Origin of the sequence: Microbacterium sp. Y-01 (assembly GCF_003856715.1) — a bacterium.
In the GTDB taxonomy this organism is placed as follows: Bacteria; Actinomycetota; Actinomycetes; order Actinomycetales; family Microbacteriaceae; genus Microbacterium; species Microbacterium algeriense.
Window position 1 is genome coordinate 3,254,577 of the sequence record NZ_CP024170.1, and the last position, 23,947, is coordinate 3,278,523.

The 23,947-nt window shown below is 69.3% G+C and carries 21 protein-coding genes; 9 read left to right on the plus strand and 12 right to left on the minus strand.

Going from position 1 to position 23,947, the window contains the following annotated elements; translation table 11 throughout:
* Window positions 1–148: 148 nt before the first annotated feature.
* From CSX12_RS15670 to CSX12_RS15680, 3 genes are all read right to left on the minus strand, one after another.
* The gene (locus CSX12_RS15670; RefSeq protein ID WP_124896392.1) at window positions 149–1,753 is read right to left on the minus strand and encodes an FGGY-family carbohydrate kinase; all 1,605 of its coding nucleotides are present in this window, start codon (window positions 1,751–1,753) and stop codon (window positions 149–151) included.
* Window positions 1,750–2,469: an L-ribulose-5-phosphate 4-epimerase gene (locus CSX12_RS15675; RefSeq protein WP_017201746.1), complete on the minus strand. Its 720-nt coding sequence runs from the start codon at window positions 2,467–2,469 to the stop codon at window positions 1,750–1,752. Before CSX12_RS15675 ends, CSX12_RS15670 begins: the two co-directional genes overlap by 4 nt.
* 213 nt (window positions 2,470–2,682) lie before the next feature.
* On the minus strand, window positions 2,683–3,699 hold the full coding sequence (locus tag CSX12_RS15680; protein WP_124896393.1) for a LacI family DNA-binding transcriptional regulator: 1,017 nt from the start codon (window positions 3,697–3,699) through the stop codon (window positions 2,683–2,685).
* A gap of 57 nt (window positions 3,700–3,756) precedes the next feature.
* Between CSX12_RS15680 and CSX12_RS15685 the strand changes: the two genes are divergently transcribed.
* Window positions 3,757–4,596 carry an NAD(P)-dependent oxidoreductase gene (locus tag CSX12_RS15685; RefSeq protein ID WP_124896394.1) on the plus strand — a complete coding sequence of 280 codons (840 nt, stop codon included), beginning with the start codon at window positions 3,757–3,759 and terminating at the stop codon, window positions 4,594–4,596.
* Between the two features lie 98 nt (window positions 4,597–4,694).
* On the opposite strand, the gene CSX12_RS15690 is transcribed toward CSX12_RS15685, so the two are convergent.
* The 8 genes from CSX12_RS15690 to CSX12_RS15720 all read right to left on the minus strand — a co-directional run bounded on the left by CSX12_RS15690 (window position 4,695) and on the right by CSX12_RS15720 (window position 13,624).
* Window positions 4,695–5,732 (minus strand): sugar ABC transporter permease, encoded by a 1,038-nt coding sequence (locus tag CSX12_RS15690; protein ID WP_017201748.1) that lies wholly within the window; start codon window positions 5,730–5,732, stop codon window positions 4,695–4,697.
* The gene (locus tag CSX12_RS15695) at window positions 5,729–6,796 is read right to left on the minus strand and encodes an ABC transporter permease (RefSeq protein ID WP_017201749.1); all 1,068 of its coding nucleotides are present in this window, start codon (window positions 6,794–6,796) and stop codon (window positions 5,729–5,731) included. Before CSX12_RS15695 ends, CSX12_RS15690 begins: the two co-directional genes overlap by 4 nt.
* Complete coding sequence (locus tag CSX12_RS15700; protein ID WP_124896395.1) at window positions 6,793–8,400, minus strand: sugar ABC transporter ATP-binding protein; 1,608 nt, start codon at window positions 8,398–8,400, stop codon at window positions 6,793–6,795. The genes CSX12_RS15695 and CSX12_RS15700 overlap by 4 nt, the downstream gene beginning before the upstream one ends.
* 91 nt (window positions 8,401–8,491) lie before the next feature.
* The gene (locus CSX12_RS15705) at window positions 8,492–9,487 is read right to left on the minus strand and encodes a substrate-binding domain-containing protein (protein WP_017201751.1); all 996 of its coding nucleotides are present in this window, start codon (window positions 9,485–9,487) and stop codon (window positions 8,492–8,494) included.
* A 179-nt stretch (window positions 9,488–9,666) separates the two neighbouring features.
* The gene (locus CSX12_RS18925) at window positions 9,667–9,963 is read right to left on the minus strand and encodes a hypothetical protein (protein ID WP_346773343.1); all 297 of its coding nucleotides are present in this window, start codon (window positions 9,961–9,963) and stop codon (window positions 9,667–9,669) included.
* Entirely contained in the window at window positions 9,924–11,213 is a 1,290-nt protein-coding gene (locus tag CSX12_RS15710) for a sugar ABC transporter ATP-binding protein (protein ID WP_346773344.1), read from the minus strand. Before CSX12_RS15710 ends, CSX12_RS18925 begins: the two co-directional genes overlap by 40 nt.
* A complete protein-coding gene (locus tag CSX12_RS15715) occupies window positions 11,210–12,229 on the minus strand; it encodes a LacI family DNA-binding transcriptional regulator (RefSeq protein ID WP_017201753.1) in 1,020 nt (339 codons plus the stop codon). The genes CSX12_RS15710 and CSX12_RS15715 overlap by 4 nt, the downstream gene beginning before the upstream one ends.
* Before the next feature lie 135 nt (window positions 12,230–12,364).
* A complete protein-coding gene (locus CSX12_RS15720; RefSeq protein ID WP_124896396.1) occupies window positions 12,365–13,624 on the minus strand; it encodes a D-arabinono-1,4-lactone oxidase in 1,260 nt (419 codons plus the stop codon).
* 78 nt (window positions 13,625–13,702) lie between these two features.
* Between CSX12_RS15720 and CSX12_RS15725 the strand changes: the two genes are divergently transcribed.
* The 5 genes from CSX12_RS15725 to CSX12_RS15745 all read left to right on the plus strand — a co-directional run bounded on the left by CSX12_RS15725 (window position 13,703) and on the right by CSX12_RS15745 (window position 19,613).
* Window positions 13,703–14,749: a LacI family DNA-binding transcriptional regulator gene (locus CSX12_RS15725; protein ID WP_124896397.1), complete on the plus strand. Its 1,047-nt coding sequence runs from the start codon at window positions 13,703–13,705 to the stop codon at window positions 14,747–14,749.
* Window positions 14,750–14,844: 95 nt separating this feature from the next.
* A complete protein-coding gene (locus CSX12_RS15730) occupies window positions 14,845–16,182 on the plus strand; it encodes an extracellular solute-binding protein (protein ID WP_017201756.1) in 1,338 nt (445 codons plus the stop codon).
* Window positions 16,179–17,129 (plus strand): sugar ABC transporter permease, encoded by a 951-nt coding sequence (locus CSX12_RS15735; RefSeq protein WP_017201757.1) that lies wholly within the window; start codon window positions 16,179–16,181, stop codon window positions 17,127–17,129. Before CSX12_RS15730 ends, CSX12_RS15735 begins: the two co-directional genes overlap by 4 nt.
* Window positions 17,129–18,040: a carbohydrate ABC transporter permease gene (locus CSX12_RS15740; RefSeq protein ID WP_017201758.1), complete on the plus strand. Its 912-nt coding sequence runs from the start codon at window positions 17,129–17,131 to the stop codon at window positions 18,038–18,040. Before CSX12_RS15735 ends, CSX12_RS15740 begins: the two co-directional genes overlap by 1 nt.
* 37 nt (window positions 18,041–18,077) lie before the next feature.
* Entirely contained in the window at window positions 18,078–19,613 is a 1,536-nt protein-coding gene (locus CSX12_RS15745) for an alpha-N-arabinofuranosidase (protein ID WP_124896398.1), read from the plus strand.
* Window positions 19,614–19,678: 65 nt separating this feature from the next.
* On the opposite strand, the gene CSX12_RS15750 is transcribed toward CSX12_RS15745, so the two are convergent.
* The gene (locus CSX12_RS15750; RefSeq protein ID WP_017201760.1) at window positions 19,679–20,698 is read right to left on the minus strand and encodes a LacI family DNA-binding transcriptional regulator; all 1,020 of its coding nucleotides are present in this window, start codon (window positions 20,696–20,698) and stop codon (window positions 19,679–19,681) included.
* Window positions 20,699–20,863: 165 nt separating this feature from the next.
* Here CSX12_RS15750 and CSX12_RS15755 point away from each other — a divergent pair, with 165 nt between their 5' ends.
* From CSX12_RS15755 to CSX12_RS15765, 3 genes are read left to right on the plus strand one after another with little or no spacing between them, the layout of a single operon-like run.
* Window positions 20,864–22,153, plus strand: a complete 1,290-nt coding sequence (locus CSX12_RS15755) for an extracellular solute-binding protein (protein ID WP_026049649.1) — start codon at window positions 20,864–20,866, stop codon at window positions 22,151–22,153.
* Window positions 22,134–23,072 carry a sugar ABC transporter permease gene (locus CSX12_RS15760; RefSeq protein ID WP_051000795.1) on the plus strand — a complete coding sequence of 313 codons (939 nt, stop codon included), beginning with the start codon at window positions 22,134–22,136 and terminating at the stop codon, window positions 23,070–23,072. The genes CSX12_RS15755 and CSX12_RS15760 overlap by 20 nt, the downstream gene beginning before the upstream one ends.
* A complete protein-coding gene (locus tag CSX12_RS15765; RefSeq protein WP_017201763.1) occupies window positions 23,069–23,941 on the plus strand; it encodes a carbohydrate ABC transporter permease in 873 nt (290 codons plus the stop codon). The genes CSX12_RS15760 and CSX12_RS15765 overlap by 4 nt, the downstream gene beginning before the upstream one ends.
* Window positions 23,942–23,947: the final 6 nt, after the last annotated feature.

Sequence of the window (23,947 nt, forward strand, 5' to 3'; positions counted from 1 at the left end):
GGTCGCTGAGCCGCAACCCCGGGTCGCTGGCCCCCCACCCTGGGTCGCCGGTCCCCCACCATGGGTCGCTGAGCCCCCACCATGGGTCGCTGAGCCGCCACGATGGGTCGCTGAGCCGCCACGATGGGTCGCTGAGCTTGTCGAAGCGTCAGAGCGCATCGATCGCCGCCGCCTCGACGGCCAGGCCCGCGCGATACCGGTCCAGGTAGGCGGCGAAGCCGGCGACGTCGTCCGGGCCGGGTTCCGCGATGGACAGGTCGGCCGTGGCGAACACCTCCCGATCGAGGTACTCCGCCAGCGAGGATCCGTCGGCGTGCGCGAGGTAGGAGGCGAGCACCGCGATGCCCCAGGCTCCGCCTTCGGCCGCGAGCTCGCCGACCGCGACAGGCGCGTCGAGGGCACCGGCCAGGAACCGCTGCGCCACTCCGGCGGTGCGGAACAGACCGCCGTGCGCGAACATCCGGTCGAGGCGCACGCCCTCGCCGGCGAGCACCTGCATGCCGATCGCGAGCGTGCCGAAGACGCCGTAGATCTGGGCGCGCATGACGTTCGCGAGGGTGAAGGCGCTGTCCGGGGTGCGCACGAACAGCGGGCGCCCCTCGGTCAGACCGGCGATCGGCTCGCCGGCGAGGTGGTTGTAGGCGATCAGGCCGCCGGCATCCGCCTCGCCCGCCAGGGCCTCGCGGAGCAGCGCGTCGAAGGCGGCATCGTCGCTCACCGGCGTCCCGGAGGCGGATGCGAAGCGGGTGAACAGCCCGACCCAAGCGGCGAGCTCGCTGGCGCCGTTGTTGCAGTGCACCATGGCGACGGCATCCCCCGCCGGGGTGGTGACGAGGTCGAGCTCATGATGCACCGCCGCGAGCGGTCGCTCCAGCACGACCATCGCGAAGATGCTGGTGCCCGCACTGACGTTGCCGGTGCGCGGGGCGACGGAGTTCGTCGCGACCATGCCGGTGCCGGCGTCGCCTTCCGGCGGGCACAGCGGGATGCCGGGGCGCAGCGCACCGCTCGGGTCGAGCAGGGCGGCACCGGAGACGGTGAGGACCCCGGCGGGGGCGCCGGCGGACAGGACGGTGGGCAGCAGTCGATCGACCGGGGCCGGGAGCCGCCCGGCGGCGAGGGTGTCGTAGGCGCGCAGCATCCGCTCGTCGTACCCGCCGGTGGTCGCGTCGATCGGGAACATGCCCGAGGCGTCTCCGACCCCCAGCACGCGCTCGCCGGTCAGCGCGTGGTGCACGAACCCCGCGAGCGTGTTGATGCTCGCGATGCGAGGCACATGCGCCTCCCCGTCGAGCACGGCCTGATGCAGGTGGGCGATCGACCAGCGCAGCGGGATGTTCACGCCGAACAGCTCCCCCAGCTCGGCGGACGCCCTGCCGGTGCTCGTGTTGCGCCAGGTGCGGAACGGCACGAGCAGCTCGCCCGCTTCGTCGAAGGCGAGGTACCCGTGCATCATGGCCGAGATGCCGATTGCGCCGAATGTGTCAGGGCGGACGCCGTGCCGCTGGTCCGCGTCGTCGATCAGCGCCGCGTAGGCCGAGCGGATCCCCGTCCACACGTCGTCGAGCGCGTAGGTCCAGAGGCCGTCTTCGAGCCGGTTCTCCCAGGAGAAGGAGCCCGTGGCGAGCACTTCTGTGGCGTCGCTGCCGATCAGGCACGCCTTGATCCGGGTGGAGCCGAGCTCGATGCCGAGGCTCGTGCGGCCGGCGCGGATGTCGTCAGCCGGTGTCCCCGACGGTCGCTGCAGGGTCATCGGCGGCTGTCCTCGCTCTGGCCGTACACGTTCTGGTAGCGGTCGTACAGACTGTCGATCGCGGACTGCGGGATCGGCACGAGGGGGCCGGCCTCGCGCGCGAGGTGGACCGTCCGGGCGACGTCCTCCACCATGACGGCGGCCTTCACGGCATCCTTCGCATCGGCGCCGATCGTGAACGGTCCGTGGTTGCGCATCAGCACGGCACGGGAGCGGTGACCGTCGAGCGTCTCGACGATGCCACGCCCGATGGAGTCGTCGCCGATGATCGCGAAGGGGCCGACCGGGATCGGACCGCCGAATTCGTCGGCCATGGCGGTGATCACGCAGGGGATCTCCTCACCGCGCGCCGCCCACGCGACGGCGTAGGTCGAGTGCGTGTGCACGACGCCGCCGACGGTGGGCATGTGCCGGTAGACGTAGGCGTGCGCCGCGGTGTCGCTCGACGGGGAGCGGTCGCTGCCGGGCGTGCCGGGGATCACGGTTCCGTCCAGGTCGCACAGGATCATGTTCTCCGGCGTCAGCTCGTCGTAGCTCACGCCGGACGGCTTGATCACGAAGAGGTCGGCGCCGGGGACGCGGCCCGACACGTTGCCGCCGGTCCAGACGACAAGGCCGTACCGGACCAGCTCGCCGTGCAGACGGGCGACATCGGCGCGGACGTCGGCGATCGCGCGTTCGACGGCGGGTTCGAAGGTGGGGGCGTCGTTGCTCACAGCTGCCTCGAGGTCTCGGATCCCGGCCACTGTGACCGGTCACGGAAGTCTCCCACGCCCTCGCCTCCCGCGCAACCGCCCCACCGTTCAACCTCGAGTGCACGGCTTCGCGTCGAGTGCACGGGTTCGCCGCGTTGCCAAGCCGTGCACTCGGCAGCAAGCCGTCCACTCGGCGCCAGAGGGAGGGAGGGAGGGGAGGGGGGAGGGAGGGGGTCAGGAGGGGGGAGGCGGGGCGATGGAGGCGCGGGGGACCAGGACCGGGGCCACCGGGGGGAGGGTGGATGCCGCGGCATCGGATCCGCCGATCGCGGCGGCGACGGCCCGCCGCGCCAGTTCGTCGAAGTCCTGGCGAACGGTCGTGAGCGCGGGCCAGTAGAACGCCGCATCCGGGGTGTCATCGAACCCGACCACGCTCACGTCGCCCGGCACAGCGAGCCCCGCCGCGTGCAGCGCGCTCAGCAACCCGAGCGCCATCTGGTCGTTCGCCGCGAACACCGCGGTGACACCCGCGTCGCGCACGGCATCGACGGCCGCGTAACCGGATCCCGCCGACCAGTCCCCCGCGATCACCGGCCCCGGCGTCAAACCGCGGGCCGCGAGCTCCGCGGCGAAACCGTCAGCACGCGACTCCGCCTCCAGCCAGTCCGCTGGGCCGGCGAGATGCGCGATCCGCGTGTGCCCCGCGTCGGCGAGCGCACCGACCGCCAGCCGCGCGCCGGCGACCTGGTCCACCGACAGCCCCGCGGCACCGAGCCCCGCGGAATGCAGCGTCACCACGGGCACCTCGATGCGCAGCCCGCCCAGCGCCTCGAGAGTCTGCGCGTGCGGCGCGACCACCACGATCCCCTCGACCCCCTGCACGACGAGATGATCGACCGCCGCCACCACCGCGACGGCATCCGCGGCGTCGGCGAATGCGGCGCTCACCCAGTACCCGGCCTCACGCGCCGAGGCCTCGAGCGCCGCGAGACTGCGCGACGGACCGTACTGCAGCGCGTCCGACGCCAGCACGCCGAGGGTCCGCGAGCGTCGGGTGCCGAGAGCGCGCGCGGCGTTGTTCATCCGGTAGCCGAGCTCCGCCATCGCGGCGCGCACACGGTCGCCGGTCTCCGCGGCGACATCCGGATGATCGTTCAGCACGCGCGACACGGTCTGTCGCGAGACGCCGGCGCGCGCGGCGACGTCGCGCACACCGATGGGTCGGGGCCGGCCGCTGCTGGTGTCGCTCACGCGGACGAGTGTACGACGACCGGAGCCGCCCGGCCGCCGGCGTGGCACTCTGGTGACATGCGCATCGCTCTCACGGGATCATCCGGCAAGCTCGGCCGCGTCGTCGCACGGGAACTCCGCGCGAACGGCTACGACGTCATCGGCATGGACATCACGGGCACCCGCGGCCCCGACTTCGTGCAGGTCGATCTGACCGACTACGGCCAGGTCGTCGACGCCTTCACGGCGGTGGGCGATCGGCACGACGGCATCGACGCGGTGGTGCATCTCGGCGCGATCCCGGCCCCCGGCATCCGCTCCGACGTCGCGACCTTCCACAACAACATGCCCGCCACGTTCAACGTCTTCTGGGCGGCGGTCCGGCTCGGCATCCGCCGCATCGTGTACGCGTCGAGCGAGACGGTCCTCGGCCTGCCGTTCGATGTCCCTCCGCCCTACGTGCCCGTGGACGAGGACTACCCGGCCCGCCCGGAATCCGTGTACTCGCTTGTGAAGACGCTCGAGGAGCAGCTGGCCACCGAGCTGGTGCGCTGGCATCCCGACCTCTCCATCACGGCTCTGCGGTTCTCGAACGTGATGGATCCGGAGGACTACGCGGAGTTCCCGTCGTTCGACGCCGACGCGACGCTGCGGAAGTGGAACCTCTGGGGATACATCGACGCCCGCGACGGCGCCCAGGCGGTGCAGCGCGCCCTGGAGGTCGCCCCTGCCGGATTCGACCGGTTCATCATCGCGGCCGCCGACACCGTGATGTCGCGGCCGAACGACGAGCTGCTCGCCGAGGTGTTCCCCGACGTGCCGATCAAGGCCGGTTTCGCTCCGAACGAGACCCTGCTCTCGATCGCCAAGGCCCGCCGCCTCCTCGGCTACGCCCCCCGCCACACCTGGCGGGACTGACCCCGCTCCCGTCGCGATATGACAGCCAAAACCGGCCGTTATGGCTGTTATATCGCGACGGGAGCAGGGATGGCTGGGGTTGGTGGGGTGGGTGGGGGCTACTCACGGCGCCGGGTGACGGCGCGCTGCAGCAGCACGAACACGAGCAGGATGCCGCCGGTGATGATGGTCGTCATCTCCGGCGGGATGCCGCCGTCGCGCGTGATGAGCACGTTCATCAGGCCGAGCACGAGCGCCCCGACCACGGAGCCCAGCACATATCCGTAGCCGCCGGTCAGCAGCGTCCCCCCGATCACGGCCGCGGCGATGGCGTCGAGCTCCCACCCGATGCCGGTGATGTTCTGCGCGGTGCCGAGCCGCGCGGTGTAGAGCACCGCGGCGAGACCGGCGAGCGCGCCGCTGATCACATACACGAGCACCTTCGTCCGGTGCACCGGCAGCCCCATCAGCAGCGCCGAACTCTCGGATCCGCCGATCGCGTACACGGTGCGCCCCATGCGCGTGCGATGCAGCACGAAGAACGCCGCGATCACGACGAGCACCGCGACGAGCACAGCCGGAGTGATCACGAGGTCGTTCACCTTCGGACCGTCGATGATCTTCAGCTGGGCTCCGATCCAGCGGATCGGGGAGTCCTCGCCGAGACGCTCCGGCGTGGTGCTGAGCAGCGATGCCAGACCGCGTCCGAGGAACATCATCGCCAGCGTCGCGATGAACGGCTGCACATTGAAGTACCTGATGAGCACGCCGGACACGATGCCGAAGAGCACGCCGATCCCGATCATCGCGATGATCACCGCGAACACGTTCCATCCGGCGTTCGACAGCATCACCCCGGCCACCGATGAGACGGCGATGATCGATCCGACGGACAGGTCGATGCCTCCGGTGAGGATCACGAACGTCAGGGCGACGGCGAGCACGATGAGGTGCGCGTTGTTGATGAGCAGGTTCGACAGCGTGTTGAACTGCAGGATGCGGCCGTATGCCACCTCCCCGAAGATCACCATGCCGACGAAGATGACGATCGATGCGATGGTCGGCAGCACCGACGGGTTCGCCGTGATCATGCGGCGCGCGCGGTCGGGGATGGTCCCTACCGGACGCGCTTCGGGGCTGACGGACACAGCGCTCATGCCGACACCTCTTCCTTCTGCAGCAGCCGTTCGGCGGGCCGCGGCCTGCGTCGACGGCGGAACCAGCCGCGCACCCGCTCCGACTGCAGCAGGCACAGCACGACGATGACGATGGCTTTGAAGGCCGGGGTCGCCGACGACGAGACGCCGAGATACAGGACGGTCTTGTCGAGCGTGGCGATGAGCAGCGCGCCCACGAAGGCTCCGCTGAGCGAGAACTTGCCGCCGGCGAGCGAGGCGCCGCCGATGACGACCGCGAGGATCGCATCGAGCTCCAGCTGGTAGCCGGTGCGGGAGATGTCGACGGTCATGACGCTGCCGACCGACATGACGCCGGCGATTCCGGCGAGGATCCCGCTCATGATGTAGGCCGTGAGCAGCAGTCCCTTGGGTTTGATGCCCGCCATGCGGCTCGCTCGGGGGTTGATGCCGATCGCTTCGATCATGAGACCCAATGCGCTGCGCCGGACGACCAGTCCCACCGCGATCACGATGAGCACCGCGAGGAGGAACACGACGGGGATGCCGATCAGGAAGCCGTTGGCGATCCAGCGGAACGAGTCGTTCGAGGCGGTGGTGTTCTGCCCGCCGGTGATGACCTTCGCGATGCCGCGTCCGGCGAGCATCAGCACGAGCGTGGCGATGAAGGGCTGCAGCCCCACGTACGCGACGAGCACGCCGTTGACCGCACCGAGGACGCCCGTGATCACCAGCGCGAGCCCGACGGCGGCGAGCGCCGCGCCGAAGGAGTCGCCTGCCGCGCTGAGGAACTCCATCGAGACGGCCCCCGCGACGGCCATGAGCGACCCCACGGAGAGGTCGATGCCGCCGGTCGCGATGACGAGCGACATCCCGATCGCGATCATCATCACCGGCGCCGCCTGGCGCAGGATGTCGACGAGGTTGCCGACGAGGTTGCCGTTGTTCGGGTTGATCGACAGGGCCAGATAGGTCGGGTCCTTGATGACGTTCAGCGCGAGGAGCGCGATGATCGCGACGATGCCCCAGAAGAAGGGTTTGCGGATGAGTTCCCGCCAGATCGTGGTGCCGGCTGCCGCGGTCATCGCGCTGCCTCCTTGTGGGTCGTGGGGGCGATGCTATCGGGCACGGCGCCCTCCGTGTCGTCGAGGGTGTCGGCGGCGGCATCCACCCCGTGGGCGGCGATGACATCGACGATGACCTGAGCGGTGACCTCGGGGCCGTTCTGGATCTCGCCGATCTTGCGGTGGTCCTTCAGCACGACGATGCGCTCGGACAAGCGCACGACCTCTTCGAGCTCGGAGGAGATGAACACCACGGCGACGCCGTCTTCGGCGAGTTCGGCCACGGCCTCCTGGATCTCCGCCTTCGCGCCGACGTCGATCCCGCGCGTCGGCTCGTCGAGGATCAGCAGCTCGGGCTGTGTGGCGAGCCAGCGGCCGAGGAGCACCTTCTGCTGGTTGCCGCCCGACAGGTTCTTGATCATGCGATCGGGATCGGCCGGACGCACGTTCAGCTGCTCGATGTAGCGGGAGACGATCGCGTCCTGCTCTCTGCGGCTCAGCGGCCGAGCCCAGCCGCGCTCCGCCTGGACGGCGAGGACGATGTTCTCGCGGACGGTCAGATCGCCGATGATGCCCTCATCCCGCCGGTTCTCGGTCGAGAAGGCGATCCGCCGCGGGAGCGCGTCTGCCGGGGAACGGAGATCGACGGGACTCCCGTGCAGTTCGATCGTGCCGACGTCAGCCTTGTCGGCCGCATACAGCAGCCGGGCGAGTTCGGTGCGTCCGGACCCGAGGAGGCCGGCGAACCCGACGACCTCACCACGGCGGATCTCGAGATCGGTGGCCTCGACGGCGCCCCGCCTGGCGATGCCGACCGCCGACAGCAGCGGCTTCTCGTCGGGGTCCCTCGGCTCTCGACGACGGTTGCCCCCGAGCGACTTCAGCGTGTCGAGGTCCTTGCCGATCATCGCCGAGATGAGTGCATGGCGGTCGAGCTCACGTGTGAGGTGCTCGCCCTCGTATCGTCCGTTGCGCAGGACCGTGATGCGGTCGCTGATCGCGTAGACCTGATCGAGGAAGTGCGAGACGAAGAGGACGGCGACGCCCTGGTCTCGCACCGACCGGATGACCGCGAAGAGCCCCTCGACCTCTGCGGCGTCGAGGCTCGAGGTCGGCTCGTCGAGGATCAGCACCTTGGCCCTGATGGCCATGGCCCGGCTGATGGCGACCAGCTGCTGCAGCGCGATCGACAGCGTGGAGAGTGGCTTGCGCGTGTCGAGGTGGCCGAGGCCGAGGCGCTCGAGGGCTTCGCTCGCGGCCCGGTGGGTGGCTGTCCAGTTGATGCCGAACGCCCCTCGCCGCTCGTGGCCGAGCATCACGTTCTCGCCGATCGACAGATTGGGGGCGAGGTTGACCTCCTGGTACACCGTCGAGACGCCCGCCTCCTGCGCGTCGTCGGCCCCACCGAAGCGGCGTTCGCTCCCCGACACGACGATGGAGCCGGAGTCGATCCGGTAGACGCCGGTCAGCGCCTTGATCAGCGTCGATTTCCCCGCGCCGTTCTCCCCCATGAGCGCGTGCACCTCTCCGGGGAAGAGGCGGAAGTCGACGCCGTCGAGGGCCTTCACGCCGGGGAACTCGATCGAGATCCCGCGCATCTCGACGATGGGCACTTCTTCGTTCATCGCTGTCTCTCCGTTCGGGGTCCGGGTGGCGCCTCGTGCGGCGCCACCCGGACCCGACGCCCGATCGCTGCGCGTCGGCGTCGGTGCTCGATCAGTACTTGCGGTCCGCGAGCACGGCCTGGGCGGCTTCGGCCGAGTCGAACGCCTCGCTGGGCACGACGATGTACGACTCGACGTCCTCGCCGGCGAGCGCCTTCTCGACGACCTCGAGCGCGGTGTCGCCAAACAGCGGGTTGTACTCGTGCACGTAGCTGAGCTGGCCATCGGCGAGAGCCTGCATGGCGTTCTTCGTGCCGTCGATCGTGGCGATCTTCACGTCCTCGCCGACTACGAGGCCCGCCTCCTCCGCCGCCTGCGCTGCGCCGAGGCCCATCTCGTCGTTCTGCGCGAAGACGAGCTGGATGTCGTTGCCTGCCGACTTGAGCATGGTCTCGAAGACGCTCTTGCCCTCTTCTGCCGACCAGTTCGCGGTCTGCGCGTCGAGCTTGGTGAGCGAGGAGTCGCCGAGCCCCTCGTCGAATCCGGTGTTCCGCTCGTTGACGACGCCCACGCCCGCGGGACCTTCCAGCACGACGTAGTTGCCGCCGTCGGGGAACGTCGCCGCGGCCCACGCGCCGACCTCCTTGGCGACCTCGACGTTGTCGGGGGCGATGCGGGTGACGTAGAGGCTGTCGTCATCGGGCTCGATGCCCCGGTCGAGCAGGATCACGGGGATCTCCGCCTCCTGCGCACGCTTGAGGGAGTCCTCCCACCCGGAGGCCTCGGTGGCGGAGAGCAGGATGACATCGACCCCCTCGTCGACGAACGACGTGAATGCGTCGATCTGGGACTTCTGGTCGAGGTTGGTGGCGGGGGCGTACTTGAGGTCGTAGCCGGCCTCTTCGGTGAAGGTGTCCTGGATGTTCTGCTCGTTGGCTTCGCGCCAGGCGCCTTCGGGGCCGACGGCGACGAAGCCGACGGTGGTGAGCTCGTCGGAGCTCCCGCCTCCGTCGCCGGAGTCTCCGGTCGAGCAGGCGGCGAGGCCGATGGTGAGTGCGCCGACGGCGGCCAGGCCGAACGCGACGCGGGTGCGCTTCTTCGCGGACATGTGTCTCTCCTCTTTGAGATGCCGGTGGTCACTCCGGCGGGGGCGGACCGTCGAGGTCCTGACGTGATGGCAGGACACTTCTTCGCGTGTCCTGCGGCGATGTTACCGGGAACAATTTCTGGAACACAAGAGAATCGGTGAAAATCAGTCGATTCAGTCGCGAATGAGTTTGTTACCGATCACAGATCGGCGCTATGACTCAGCTCGGCGGCGATCATCTCGACGACGGTGTCGACCGTCACACCCGGTCCGTTGCTGAGCTCGCCGATCTTCTCGCGGTCCTTCAGCACGACGATGCGGTCGCTCAGACGTACGACCTCCTCGAGCTCCGAGGAGATGAACACCACTGCGACGCCGTCCCCCGCCAGCTGGCTGATCCGCCGCTGCACGTCGAGCTTGGCGCCGATGTCGATGCCGCTGGTCGGCTCATCGAGGATCAGGACGTGGGGCCGGACGGCCAGCGCGCGGGCCAGCATGACCTTCTGCTGGGTCCCCCGGACAGCAGCGCGACAGGGCGATCGAGGTCGGCCGGATCCAGATGCAGCGCCTCGACGTAGGTCTCCACGAGCGCTGAGGATTCCGCACGCGACAGGGGCCGCGACCACCCGCGCAGGGCCTGCAGCGACAGGAGGATGTTCTGCCTCGCCGTGAGCTCGCCGATGACACCCTGCGTGCCGCGGTTCTCCGCCGACAGCGCGATCCGATGCCGCAGGGCGACCGAAGGACTGCGCAGCTGCACCTGCTCGCCGTCGACCCACAGCGTCCCGCTGTCCGCGCGGACGACGCCGCTGAGCAGCGAGGCGGCCTCGGTGCGACCGGATCCTCGCAGACCGGCGAACCCGACGATCTCGCCGCGCTGGATCTCGAGGTCCATCTGCTCCAGCTCACCGCGCCGACCCACATCCGACGCCTGCAGCGCGGGCTGCCCTGCGGACGAGTAGTGATGCGCCTTGCGCTCCGAGCCGAGCGCCCTGAGGCTGTCGATGTCCTTGCCGAGCATCTTCGAGATCAAGTCGGCGCGGTCCAGATCGCGCGTGGCGTATTCGCCCACCAGGTGCCCGCCGCGCAGCACGGTCATGCGGTCGCTGACCGCGAACGCCTGCTCCAGGAAGTGCGAGACGAACAGGATCGCGACGCCCCGCTGGCGAAGACCCCGGATCACACGCATCAGCGTCGCGACCTCCGCGACATCCAGGCTCGAGGTGGGCTCGTCGAGCACCAGCACACCCGGCTCGTCGACGACCGCACGGGCGAGCGCGACGAGTTGCTTCTGGGCGGGTGTGAGCTGCGACAACGGCGTCTTCGGATCGAGGTCGTCGAGCCCCAGCCTCGCGAGGGCCTCGGCGGCGTCCGCCCTGGTGCGCCGCCAGTCGATGCCGAGGCGACCCCGACGCTCGCGACCGAGCATGACGTTCTCGGCGACGCTCAGGTTCGGACTCAGCTGCGCCTCCTGGAACACCGTCGCGATACCCGCTGCTCGGCTGTCGGCGACGCCCGAGAACCGACGCGGTGCGCCGCCGACGAAGACGGTCCCCGCCTGCGGCGCATGTGTGCCCGTGATCACGCCAACGAGGGTCGACTTTCCCGCCGCGTTCTCCCCCATGACGGCGTGCACCTCTCCGGCGAACAGGCGGAAGTCGACGTCGTCGAGCGCGCGCGTACCCGGGTACTCCACCGTGATGCCTTCGAGACGCACGACCGGCTCGAGGCCACGGTCGGGCGTCATCGCACCTCCCGCGGCGCGGCCGAGGAGGCGCGCGGGACGAGTTCGGTCGGGATGCGGGTCAGCGCGGGGATGTCCCGGCCCTCGATCGCGGCCCGCAGCATCTCGACGACGGAGACCCCGAGCGCCCCGAAATCCTGGCGGACCGTCGTGAGCGGCGGGAGGAAGTGACGGGCGAGCGGAACGTCATCGAAGCCGACGACGCTGAGATCGGTCGGCACGTCGAAGCCCCGGTCGTGCAACCCGTGGATGAGGCCGATCGCCATGTCGTCGTTGGCGGCGAAGACGGCCGTGTACTCCGGGAGTCGGGTGAGGCCCTTCGCGAAGTCGTAGGCGAAGTCGGCCGACCAGTCGCCGACAACGATCGGCCGTTCGCGGATGCCCCACGACTTGGCCCGCGAATGGAAGGCGCGCTCCCTCGCCCTGGCATCCAGCCAGTCCAACGGGCCGGACAGATGCAGGATGTCCCGGTGGCCGAGGGCGACGAGATGGTCGACGACCAGGGTCGTGCCCGCATGCTGGTCGATCGACACGGTGAGGAAGGTCGGGTCGGCATCCGCCTTGACGACGAGCATCGGCACGGTGATCGCGATCCGGCGCAGCGCCGCCACCGACGACGATCGCGGCGCGATCACGCACAGCGCGTCGACGCCCTGGGTGACGAGGTTGTCGACCGCCTCCTGTGGGGACAGCGCGTCGCCCTCGTGGAGCGCGATCGGAGTGACCGAGTAGCCCGCCGCCCGCGCCGACAGTTCGACGGCGCGGAGGATGCTGGTCGGACCGTGCGCGACCGCGCTCTCGACGATCACGCCGATGCGACGTGTGCGTTGGGTGGCGAGCGCGCGGGCGGCCATGTTCGGCCGGTAATCGAGCTCTTCGATCGCCTCGAGCACGCGTCGCCGGGTGTCGGGCTTGATGTTCGGGTGGTCGTTGAGCACCCGAGAGACCGTCATGTGCGAGACGCCGGCGATCGTCGCGACCTGGCGGATGTTGGGCTTGTCGGAACCGACGTTGGCCATGCGCACCTCCGTCGGCCGACCCTCCCAGGATGTTACCGAGAACACCCCGCCCGTTGCCACCCTCTCCCCGGCTCACGTCGCGATATAACAGCCAAACCGGGCCGATATGGCTGTTATATCGCGACGGGAGCAGGGTTACAGGCCGAGGCGGGCGAGGTAGGGGTTGACCAGGCGGCGGGCGGGGTCGAAGCGGGCGGCGAGCGCGGCGAAGTCCTCCCACCGGGGGTAGCGGGAGCGCACCTCGGCGGCGTCGAGCGTGAACACCTTGCCCCAGTGCGGGCGGGCCGTCGCCGGCAGGGCCGCCTCGATCGTCGGCAGCAGTGCTCGGACGGCGGGCTCGTCGGGCTTCCAGGTGAAGTGCAGGCCCACGGCGTCGGTCCCGTACGAGGAGCTCAGCCACAGGTCGTCGGCGCGCACGGTGCGGATCTCGTTCACGAGCAGCAGGGGCGCGATCTGCCCCGCGAGTGTCCGCACGGCCTGGATCGCGGCGACGGCGTCGGCCCGAGGCACGAGGTACTCGCTCTGGATCTCCGCACCGGCCGACGGCGTGAACTCGAGCTTGAAGTGCGCGAGCCGCTCGTGCCAGGGGCCCGCCGCGCCGAGCTGCTCCGTGCATGCGACCGGATCGACACCCAGGATCGGATGCCGCTTGCTCGTCGCGGCCTCCGCACCGAGCCGCTCGAACAGCGACTCCCGCGTCGCCTCGCGAGCCTCGGGCTGACGCTGCTTGACCCAGATCTGGTCGACGACGTCGGTGCGCTGCCACCGGGAGAACAGGCTGACGCTCGTACCGATCGAGGTCACCTCGTCGAACTCGGCGAGCACCGCGTCCCAGTCCGGATGCTCGAACACGTGCTGCGCGACCTCGTAGGTCGGCTCGACGTCGAGGGTCACATCCAGCACGGCGCCGAGCGCACCGAGGCTGACGACCGCACCGTCGAAGTCGTCCTCGCCCCGAGCGAGCGTGCGCGTCTCACCCGCGGGGGTCAGGATCGTCAGCGCTCGGACCGCGCTCGCGAGGGAGCCGATCGCGTCGCCCGAGCCATGGGTGCCGGTGGCGATCGCGCCGGCGACCGAGATGTGCGGCAGCGAGGCGAGGTTGGCGAGCGCGAGCCCCTCGGCCTCGAGCCGCGGGGCGATGTCGCCGTACCTGGCGGCCCCGGACACGCGCACGGAGGTCCTGGTCGGGTCGACCTCGAAGACGGACGGCAGCCGGTCGAGCGCCACGAGCGTCCCGTCCGTGTCGGCGATGTCGTTGAAGCAGTGCCGCGAACCGAGGAGGCGCACCGGTCCACCCGCAGCGAGCAGGGCGCTGAGGTCGTCGATCGATTCCGGGTGAGCGATCGTCGAGGCGCGGTACGTGAGGTTGCCCGCCCAGTTGCGTTCGGTGGTCATGGCGCCATGATAGCCACGGTCCGGAGGTCTACATCGTTGTACTCCCTCGTCCCGACCGCCCGCCGCTAGGCTGACCGGATGACCGCGACGCCGCCGCCCCGCGCCACGATGAAGGACGTCGCGGCGCTGGCCGGAGTCTCGCCGAAGACGGTCTCGAACGTGGTCACCGGCACCGTCCCGGTCAACGAGAGCACGCGCGCCAAGGTCGAGTCCGCGATGGCACAGCTCGACTTCGTGCCCAACCTCAACGCCCGCGGTCTGCGCAAGGGCCGCTCCGGCATCATCGCCGTCGCACTCCCGGACCTGGCCACCGCCTTCTCCGCCGAGCTCGTGCACCGCATCGTCGAGGCCGCGCACCAGCGGGGCCTGGCCGTGCAGATCGAGGAGACCGCGACGGAACCCGAACGCGAGAAGGAGCTGGTCTCACGGGCGCGGGCGCACCTGGTCGACGGCCTCATCCTCAACCCGATCCGGTTGGAGGACAGCGTCCTGAAGTACGCCGATCGCCTGCCGCCGCTGGTGGTGATCGGCGAGGTCGAGCAGAACCGCGCGGATCACGTGCGCATCGACAGCAGACGCGCTGCGGCCGATGCGACCCGCCACGTGCTGTCCCGCGGAGCCACACGTGTCGCGGTCGTCGGCGCCGACGACGATCCCTCCGTCGCCACCGCCACGAGCCGGCTGCGCCTCGAAGGCGTGCACGACGCGCTGCGTGAGGCGGGGATCGCCAGGGACCCGGCGCTGGAGATCAACCGGCTGCCGTGGTCGATGGACGGCGGCGCGGATGCCGTGCGCACCCTGCTCTCCCGGCGCGTGCCGTTCGACGCCATCGTCGCCTTCACGGACTCCCTGGCTCTCGGTGCGCTGCACACCCTGCACGACAACGGGATCCGCGTCCCGGAGGACGTGATCGTGACGGGCTTCGACGACGTGGAGTTCTCGCGGTACACCTCACCCGCCCTGACCTCGGTCGCGTTCGACCGGCGCGCGTTCGCCGTCGCAGCGCTGGGACTGCTGGAGTCGCGGATCGACGACCGCTCCGCTCCCCCGCGGTCGCTCACGCTCTCGCACCAGCTGCTGGAGCGCGCGAGCACCGAGGGCAGACCGGCCGGTCACCGCCCCTGATCGCACGCCCGTCTCGTCGCAGATCCATGCTTGCGGGCATCATTACATCGATGTAATGATGGGGCGTCCACCTCACAGTCACGAAGGAGTGACCGATGACGCCCCCACTCGATCTGTCGCGCAGGCAGTTCCTCGCTGCCGCCTCGCTCGCCGCCGGCACGGCCCTCCTCGCCGGCTGCGCGCCCGGAGCCGTCCCCGGCTCCGCGACCCAGACCCTGCAGTTCTGGCACCTGCTCTCCGGCGGTGACGGCGTCACGATGTCGTCGATGCTGGACAAGGTGAACAGCGCGCAGTCCGCGTTCCGCATCCGGCCGACCGTGCTCGCCTGGGGCACGCCGTACTACACGAAGCTCGCGATGGCCGGCGCCGGCGGACGCGCACCCGATGTCGCGATCATGCACGCCACCCGCACGGTCGGCTGGGCGCCGGGCGGCCTGCTCGACCCCTGGGACCTGGACCGGCTGGCCGAACTCGGCGTCGACGACTCCACCTTCCCGACGCCGATCTGGGAGAAGGGATTCGTGGGCGAGAACATGTACAGCGTCGCCCTCGACGCGCATCCCTTCGTCCTGATGTTCAACACCGACGTGTGCGACGCGGCCGGCGTGCTCGATTCCGACGGCCGGCTGCAGGAGACGAACTCACCCGAGGAGTTCCTCGATCAGCTGCGCACGGTGAGCGGAGCCGCCTCGGGCCACGCGCTGTCCTACGGCTACCTCGGCGACGGCGCGCAGATGTGGCGGCTGTTCTACGGCCTCTACGCGCAGCACGGGCTCGCGATCGAGCTTCCGGTCGGCGGCACTGCCGTGATCGACAAGGATGCCGCGGTCGAATCCCTCACCTTCATGCAGACCCTGCTGGACGGGGAGATCGCCGCGGCGCAGAACGACTACGGCAGCGCCATCGCCGAGTTCGCCACCGGCAAGAGCGGGATGCTGATGACCGGCGTCTGGGAGCTGCGCACGATGCAGGCGGCGGAGCTGCCCTTCGACGCGACGATGATCCCGACCCTCTACGGCACGCCGGCCGTCTACGCGGACTCGCACTCCTTCGTGCTCCCGCACCAGACGAACGCCGACCCCGCGCGCCGCGACCTGACCTACCGGTTCGTCGCGGACATGCTGAAGGGCTCGTTCGACTGGGCCGAGGCGGGTCACATCCCGGCGTATCTGCCGGTGACCGAGTCTCCCGAATACGCCGACCTCATCCCCCAGGCGCACTACGCCGAGGCCGCGCAGCACGTCGTCTACGATCCGACGGCCTGGTTCACCGGATCGGGATCGAACTTCCAGGGCGAGTTCGGCGCCGCGGTGCAGGGCGTCCTGCTCTCGGGCGATGACCCCGCCGCCGCGATCGACCGGTTCGAAGAACGGGTCAACACCCTGCTGCGCCAGCCCAACCCGGCAGACCCCGAAGGGACGTTCGGATCATGACCGCCGCCACCGACTCCACGCGCACCATCGTCACGGGTTCCAAGGCCATCCCCCGCGACCGTCGCCCGGGTTCCCGCAACCGGGAGCAGCTGGTCAGCTGGGCTTTCCTCGCCCCGTTCCTGATCGCCTTCGCCCTGTTCCTGGTCTGGCCGATCATCCACGGCATCATCCTGAGCTTCACCGACCAGTCGCTCACCGGCGCCGGCGGCGCGTTCGTCGGCTTCGCCAACTACGCCGAGGCGCTGAGCGACCCGAAGATGTGGCAGTCGATGGGCAACACGGTGTGGTTCACCCTCCTGTCGACCGTGCCGCTCGTGCTGATCGCGCTCGTCATGGCCGCCCTCGTCGACCGCGGCCTTCCGGGGCAGTGGCTCTGGCGGCTGTCGTTCTTCATGCCGTATCTGCTCGCCTCGACCGTGATCTCGCAGATCTGGGTCTGGATCTTCAACCCCCAGGTCGGCGCGGCCAACAACATCCTCAAGGCGCTCGGGCTCGAGCCGATCGCCTGGCTGCAGAACCCCGACACCAACATGCTGTCGATCGTGATCGCCACCGTCTGGTGGACGGTCGGGTTCAACTTCCTGCTGTACCTCGCGGCGATGCAGAACATCCCGCCGCAGCAATACGAGGCGGCGTCGCTCGACGGGGCCGGACCGTGGCGGCAGTTCTGGTCCATCACCCTCCCGCAGCTCGGGCCGGCGACGGTCCTGATCCTCATTCTCCAGATCCTCGCCTCGCTGAAGCTGTTCGACCAGGCGTACCAGATGCTCGGCGGCGTCGCGAGCGACACCACCCGGTCGATCGTGCAGTACATCTACGAAGCCGGCTTCGTGAGCTACCGGTTCGGCTACTCGGCCGCCATCTCCTATGTGTTCTTCGCCCTCATCGTCATCATCGGCGTCGCGCAGGCTCTGATCATGCGCGGCAAGAAGGAGCAGCAGCTGTGATGTCCTCCGCCACCCTCACCCGCACCGAGACCATCACGACCGCGAAGGCCCGCGGTCCTCGCCGCTCGCATGTCCCCGGCCAGAAGCCCTTCGGCCCGCTCCGCGTCGTGGCCTTCATCGTGCTCGCGCTGATGGCCATCGGCTGGCTGCTGCCCTTCCTCTGGGCGGTCGCGACCGCCTTCAAGACCGAGACGGATGCCGCCTCCGGCGACCCGGGCTGGATCGGCGCGAGCGGCCCCACCATCGAGGCCTTCACCGCGATCCTGTCGCAGGGCAACGTGTACACGTGGGCGCTGAACAGCCTGCTCACGTCGGTCGCGATCACCCTGATCACGCTGACGATCTCGGCGCTGGCGGCCTACGCTTTCTCCCGCCTGGACTTCACCGGACGCAAGTGGCTGTTCGTGGTGATCATCGCCTCGATCGTGGTGCCGCCGCAGGTGCTGATCATCCCGCTGTTCTACGAGATGCTCGCCTTCAACCTCGTCGACACGTACTGGGGCCTGATCCTGCCGCAGGTCGTCGCCCCGGCGATGGTGTTCATCCTGAAGCGGTTCTTCGATGCGATCCCGATCGAGCTCGAGGACGCCGCCCGCGTCGACGGCGCCGGCCGGCTGCGCATCTTCTGGTCCATCGTGCTCCCGCTGTCGCGCCCCATCCTGGCGTCCGTGGCGATCTTCGTCTTCATCGGCGCGTGGAACAACTTCCTCTGGCCGTTCCTCGTGATCAACGACACCACGCTGATGACGCTGCCGGTCGGTCTCCAGACGGTGATCAGCGCCTACGGCGTGCAGTACGCGCAGGTCATGGCGCAGGCCGTGCTCGCGGCGCTCCCGCTCATCGTCATCTTCATCATCTTCCAGAAGCAGATCGTCAAGGGCGTCGCGACCAGCGGCTTCGGCGGTCAGTAGTCCCCACCCGGCCACAGAGCCAGACACAAGGAGAGCAATGTCTCAGGCCCGCATCACCATCGACCGCGACTTCACGATCGCCGACGTCCCCCGCAGACTCTTCGGGTCGTTCGTCGAGCACATGGGGCGCTGCGTCTACACCGGCATCTACGAGCCCGGCCACCCGCAGGCCGACGAGCGCGGCTTCCGGCAGGACGTGCTGGCCCTGGTGAAGGAGATGGGCCCGACCGTGGTCCGCTACCCCGGCGGCAACTTCGTCTCCGGCTACCGCTGGGAGGACGGGGTGGGCCCTGTCGAGGACCGCCCGGTGCGCATCGACGGAGCCTGGCACACGATCGAGACGAACGCGTTCGGGCTGCACGAGTTCATGGCCTGGGCGAAGGAGGCGGACGTCGAGGTGATGGAGGCGGTGAACCTCGGCACCCGCGGCGTCGAGGAGGCCCGCGCCCTCGTCGAGTACGCCAACCACCCCGGCGGCACCTACTGGTCCGACCTGCGACGCCGCAACGGAGCCGAGCAGCCGTTCGACATCAAGCTGTGGTGCCTGGGCAACGAGCTCGACGGTCCGTGGCAGATCGGCGGCAAGACGGCGACCGAGTACGGCCGGCTCGCCCAGGAGTCCGCCAAGGCGATGCGCCTGGTCGATCCGTCGATCGAGCTCGTCGCCGTCGGCTCCTCCGGACGATCCATGCCCACGTTCGGCAGCTGGGAGCACACTGTCCTCACGCACGCGTACGACGAGGTCGACTTCATCTCGATGCACGCGTACTACCAGGAGCACGACGGAGACGCGGAATCGTTCCTGGCGGAGTCCGTCGACATGGACGCGTTCATCGAGGGCGTCATCGCCACGATCGATGCGGTCAAGGCATCCGGCAAGCACACGAAGCAGGTGGACATCTCCTTCGACGAGTGGAACGTGTGGGACCAGGTGAAGTACAACGACGTCGAGGCGAAGGAGATCGCGAAGGCCGGATGGCGCCAGCATCCCCGCCTGATCGAGGACACCTACTCGGTGACGGATGCGGTGGTCGTCGGTACTCTGCTGAACAGCCTCCTGCGCCACGGTGACCGCGTGAAGATCGCCAACCAGGCGCAGCTGGTGAACGTGATCGCCCCGATCCGCTCGGAGGAGAACGGTCCGGCCTGGCGCCAGACGAGCTTCTGGCCCTTCGAGCGCATGGCGCGTCTCGCGACCGGCCGCATCCTGCGCCTCGCGGTCACCGCTCCCCAGATCGAGACCAAGCGCTACGGCGGCGTGGATGCGATCGATGCGGCGGCCACCTGGGATGAGGAGTCCGGCCGCCTGGTGGTGTTCGTCGCCAACCGCTCGCTCGACGAGGCGAACGACCTGACGATCGACCTGCACGGCCTCGGCGATGTGCGCGTGCGGCAGGCCGAGACGCTCACCGTGCCCGAGGGTGGCGACCGCCACACGTCGAACCTCGAGACCGCGCCGGACAGCGTGCACATGGTGCCGCTCACGGCTGCCGAGGTCCTCGACGGCGCGGTGCGGGCGACCCTGCCGGCGCTGTCCTGGTCGGTCATCGAGCTCGAGGTGGCGCGGGCCTGAGCCGCACAGGCTCGGCGGTGCATCGCGTCGCCGAGCCCGTCCGCGTGCGCGTCACGTGCGCGTGCTCAGCGCCCGCGTTCCGCGCCCGCGCCGAGCGGAGCCGTGGTGGCCCGCACGACCAGTCGCGTCGGCAGCGTCACATGCATCTCCTCCACCGGCTGCCCCTCCAGGAGCCGGAAGACCATCTCCGCAGCGACCCCGCCCAGACGACGCATGGGCTGCTGGATCGTGGTGAGCGGCAGGGCGCGGCGCGAGGCCTCCGGCACGTCGTCGAATCCGACGACGGAGAGATCCTCCGGCACGCGCAGCCCCAGTTCGTGGGCGACCTCGATCACCGCGATGGCGGAGAGATCGTTCGCCGCGAACACGGCGGTCGGACGCGAGGGCCCGGCCAGGAGCACCCGCGCCGACTCCCTCGTGGTCTCCAGCTCGTACCGTCCGTCCCGGATGAGCGCCGGGTCGATCGGGATGCCGGCGTCGGAGAGCGCCCGCCGATATCCCGCGTCGCGCAGTCCGGCGGAGCGCAGGTCGGGGCGACCGCCGAGGAAGCTGATCCGGCGGTGGCCGAGGTCCAGCAGATGACGCGTGGCGGTCAGCGCACCGCCGAAGCTGTCGGATTCGACCGTGGGCAGGTCGGCGCGTCCGGTGTGCGGGTCGATCGCCACCACGGGGATCTCGGCCGATGCCCCCACCACCGTCGGGGTGACCATGATCGCGGCGTCGATGAGGGTTCCGGAGAGACGGCTGAGCGAGCGCCGCTCCCACCCCTGCCCCTGGCCGTGCCCTGATCCGCTGTACGCCAGCAGGTCGACGGCCGTGTCGTGGACGGCGGCCCCGACGCCTTTGAGGATCTCGGCGCTGAACGGCTCGAAGTCGGCCAGGAGCACCCCGATCACCCCGGTGCGTCTGGCTCGCATGCTGCTGGCGACCAGGCTCGACTCGTACCCCAGCTCCTGCACCACGTCGAGCACGCGACGGACCGTGGCGTCGGCGATGCCGTAGCGGCCGTTGACCGCCTTCGAGACCGTCGAGACCGAGACGCCTGCCGCCTTGGCGACGTCGTGGATGGTGGTTCGCGTGCTCATGGTCGCCCAGCGTATCGGCGTCGACGGTGCGGACGGAAACTGTTTTCGAAAACGTTTGACGAGATCCGTTCCCCTCAGCAGACTGCATCCGACGCGGTCTCATTCCCTGCTGCCGCGGCGCCCGCAGAGACGCGGTGCGCAACTCTCGACGAGGAGAACGATCACATGAACAGCACACGGCGTTCCTTGATGGGCGCGGCCGCGATCGCGGCCGTCGGAGCTCTCGCACTCAGCGGGTGCACCGCGAGCGATCCGCAGGAGGGCGGAGACACCACGATGACGCTCTGGCACAACTCCACGACCGGCCCGGGGGTCGAGTTCTGGGAGCAGACCGTCGCCGACTTCGAGGAGGCGAACCCCGGCGTCACCATCGAGATCCAGTCCATTCAGAACGAGGATCTGGACGGCAAGCTGCAGACCGCACTGAACTCCGGTGATGCCCCGGACATCTTCCTGCAGCGCGGCGGAGGCAAGATGGCGGCGATGGTGAAGGCCGGCCAGCTCAAGGACCTGACCGACGCGATCACCGGCGACGCGAAGGAGGAGATCTCCGAGGCGGCGTATTCGGCCAACAGCCTGGACGGCAAGATCTACGCGATGCCGGTCGCCGTGCTCCCCGGCGGACTCTTCTACAGCCAGGACCTGTTCGACCAGGCGGGCATCACCGAGAACCCGGCCACGCTCGACGAGCTCGAGGCCGCGACCGAGAAGCTCAAGGCCGCCGGGATCGAGCCGATCGCCCTCGGCGCGAAGGACGCCTGGCCCGCAGCGCACTGGTACTACTGGCTGGCGCTGCGCGAATGCAGCTCCGACACGCTCGCCAAGGCCGCCGACGAGATGAACTTCGACGACGAGTGCTGGGTGCGCGCCGGAGAGGACCTCCAGGCGTTCGCGGCCACCGAGCCCTTCAACGCGGGCTTCCTCACCACCACGGCCCAGCAGGGCGCCGGAAGCTCGGCGGGCCTGATCGCGAACCACCAGGCCGGCATGGAGCTCATGGGCGCCTGGAACCCCGGCGTCATCGGATCGCTGACGCCCGACCAGAAGCCCCTCGCCGACCTGGCCTGGTTCCCGTTCCCCGAGGTCGAGGGCGGCGACGGCGAGCCCGGATCGATGATGGGCGGCGTCGACGGCTACTCCTGCTCGGTCGACGCACCGGACGCCTGCGTCGACTTCCTCAACTACCTGGGCACGTCCGACGTGCAGACCGCGTACTACAAGGCGTTCAACGCCCCGCCCGTCAACACCGTCGCGCAGGAGGCCGTGACCGAACCGTACCTGCAGTCGATCCTCGAGGCCTACAACGCGGCGCCCTACGCATCGCAGTGGCTGGACACCGTGTACGGACAGAACGTCGGCAACGCCCTGAACGTCGCCGTCGTGAACATGCTCGCCGGTCAGGGAACCCCGGAGGACATCGTCAAGGCCGTCCAGGATGCCGCAGCCAAGGCATAAGGCGGTCGCCCGGCTGGAAGTGATCCTTCTGGCCGGGCCCGCCCTCCTCGTCTTCCTCGCCTTCGTCATCTTCCCGGTGCTGATGGCGGGCTACTACGGATTCTTCAGCTGGCAGGGCTACGGGCCGCCCACGGACTTCGTCGGCCTCAAGAACTACCTCACGATCCTGCAGGACCCGCTCTTCCACGAGGCCCTGGCCCACAACGGGTTCATCCTCGTCTTCTCGCTCATCCTCCAGGGGCCGGCGGCGATCCTTCTCGCCCTGCTCCTGAACCGCCGGATGCGCGGACAGTCGCTGATCCGGGTGCTGATCTTCGTCCCCTACGTGATCTCGGAGGTCGTGGTCGGCACGGGCTGGAGCCTCATGCTGCAGACCAGCGGGGCGTTCAACGACCTGCTGCAGAAGATGGGCCTCGGTTTCCTCGCGAACGACTGGCTCTCCAACCCGGACATCGCCATCTGGACCCTCATGGTGATCATCACCTGGAAGTACATCGGGTTCGCGGTGATCCTCTTCCTCGCCGGCCTTCAGGGGATCCCCGAGGAGCTGCACGAGGCCGCGGCGATCGACGGGGCGTCGTACTGGCAGATCCAGTGGCGCATCACGCTCCCGCTCCTGGCGCCGACACTGCGGATCTGGGCCTTCCTGTCGATCATCGGCTCGCTGCAGCTGTTCGATCTCGTCTACATCATCTGGGGGCAGTACATCGCCTCCACCGCCGGGACCTCCACCATGGCGACCTACATGGTCTCCGAGGGGCGCAACGCCGGCAACTTCGGCTACGGGAACGCCGTCGCCGTCGTCCTGTTCCTGATCTCGCTCGTGGTGGCGCTGATCTACCAGCGTGCCGTGCTGCGACGCGACACCGACGGCGCCCTCACCGGCGCTCCCTCACGAAAGAAGAGGACGACGCGATGACCGCCACCTCGGTACTCGTCACCCAGCGGCCGGGACGGCCCGCACGCGCACGACTGCCGTGGGCGAACCCCACCGTGTACTTCGTGGCGCTGATCGTCGTCGGGCTCATGCTCGCCCCGATCGCGTACATCATCATCGGCGGCTTCCGCACGAACGCGCAGATCACCACGGACCCGTCCGGGCTGCCGCAGCCCTGGGTACTGTCGAACTATCTCGACGTCATCACCGGCGGGATCTTCTGGCGGCAGGTGCTCAACTCCACGATCGTCGCCCTCACCACGACCATCGGCGTGGTCGCGCTCGGCCTGATGGCCGCCTATGTGCTCGCGCGATACCGGTTCGTCGGTCGCGGGGTGCTCTACGCGTTCTTCGCCGCGGGGCTCATGTTCCCGCTGACCGTCGCGATCACGCCGCTGTACATCGTCGTCCGCAGCCTCGGGCTGATGAACTCGCTCGGCGGGGTCATCCTGCCGCAGATCGCGTTCGCCCTGCCGACGACGATCATCATCCTGGTCCCGTTCCTGCGCGCGATCCCCGACGAGATCCAGGAGGCGGCGTTCATCGACGGATGCAGCCGGATGGGCTTCTTCTGGCGCATGGTGCTGCCGCTGTCGATCCCCGGCGTGATCACGACCGGCATCCTCGCCTTCATCGGCAGCTGGAACGGCTACCTCCTGCCCCTGTTCGTGCTCAACGACGCCGCCTCGTTCACGCTCCCGCTCGGCGTGCAGTCCTTCGCCTCCCAATACTCGGTCGACACCGCGAAAGTGCTGGCCTTCACCTCGCTGTCGATGATCCCCGCCCTGATCTTCTTCAGCCTCTTCGAGCGCCGGATCGTCGGCGGACTCACCGGCGCGGTCAAGGGCTGACGATGT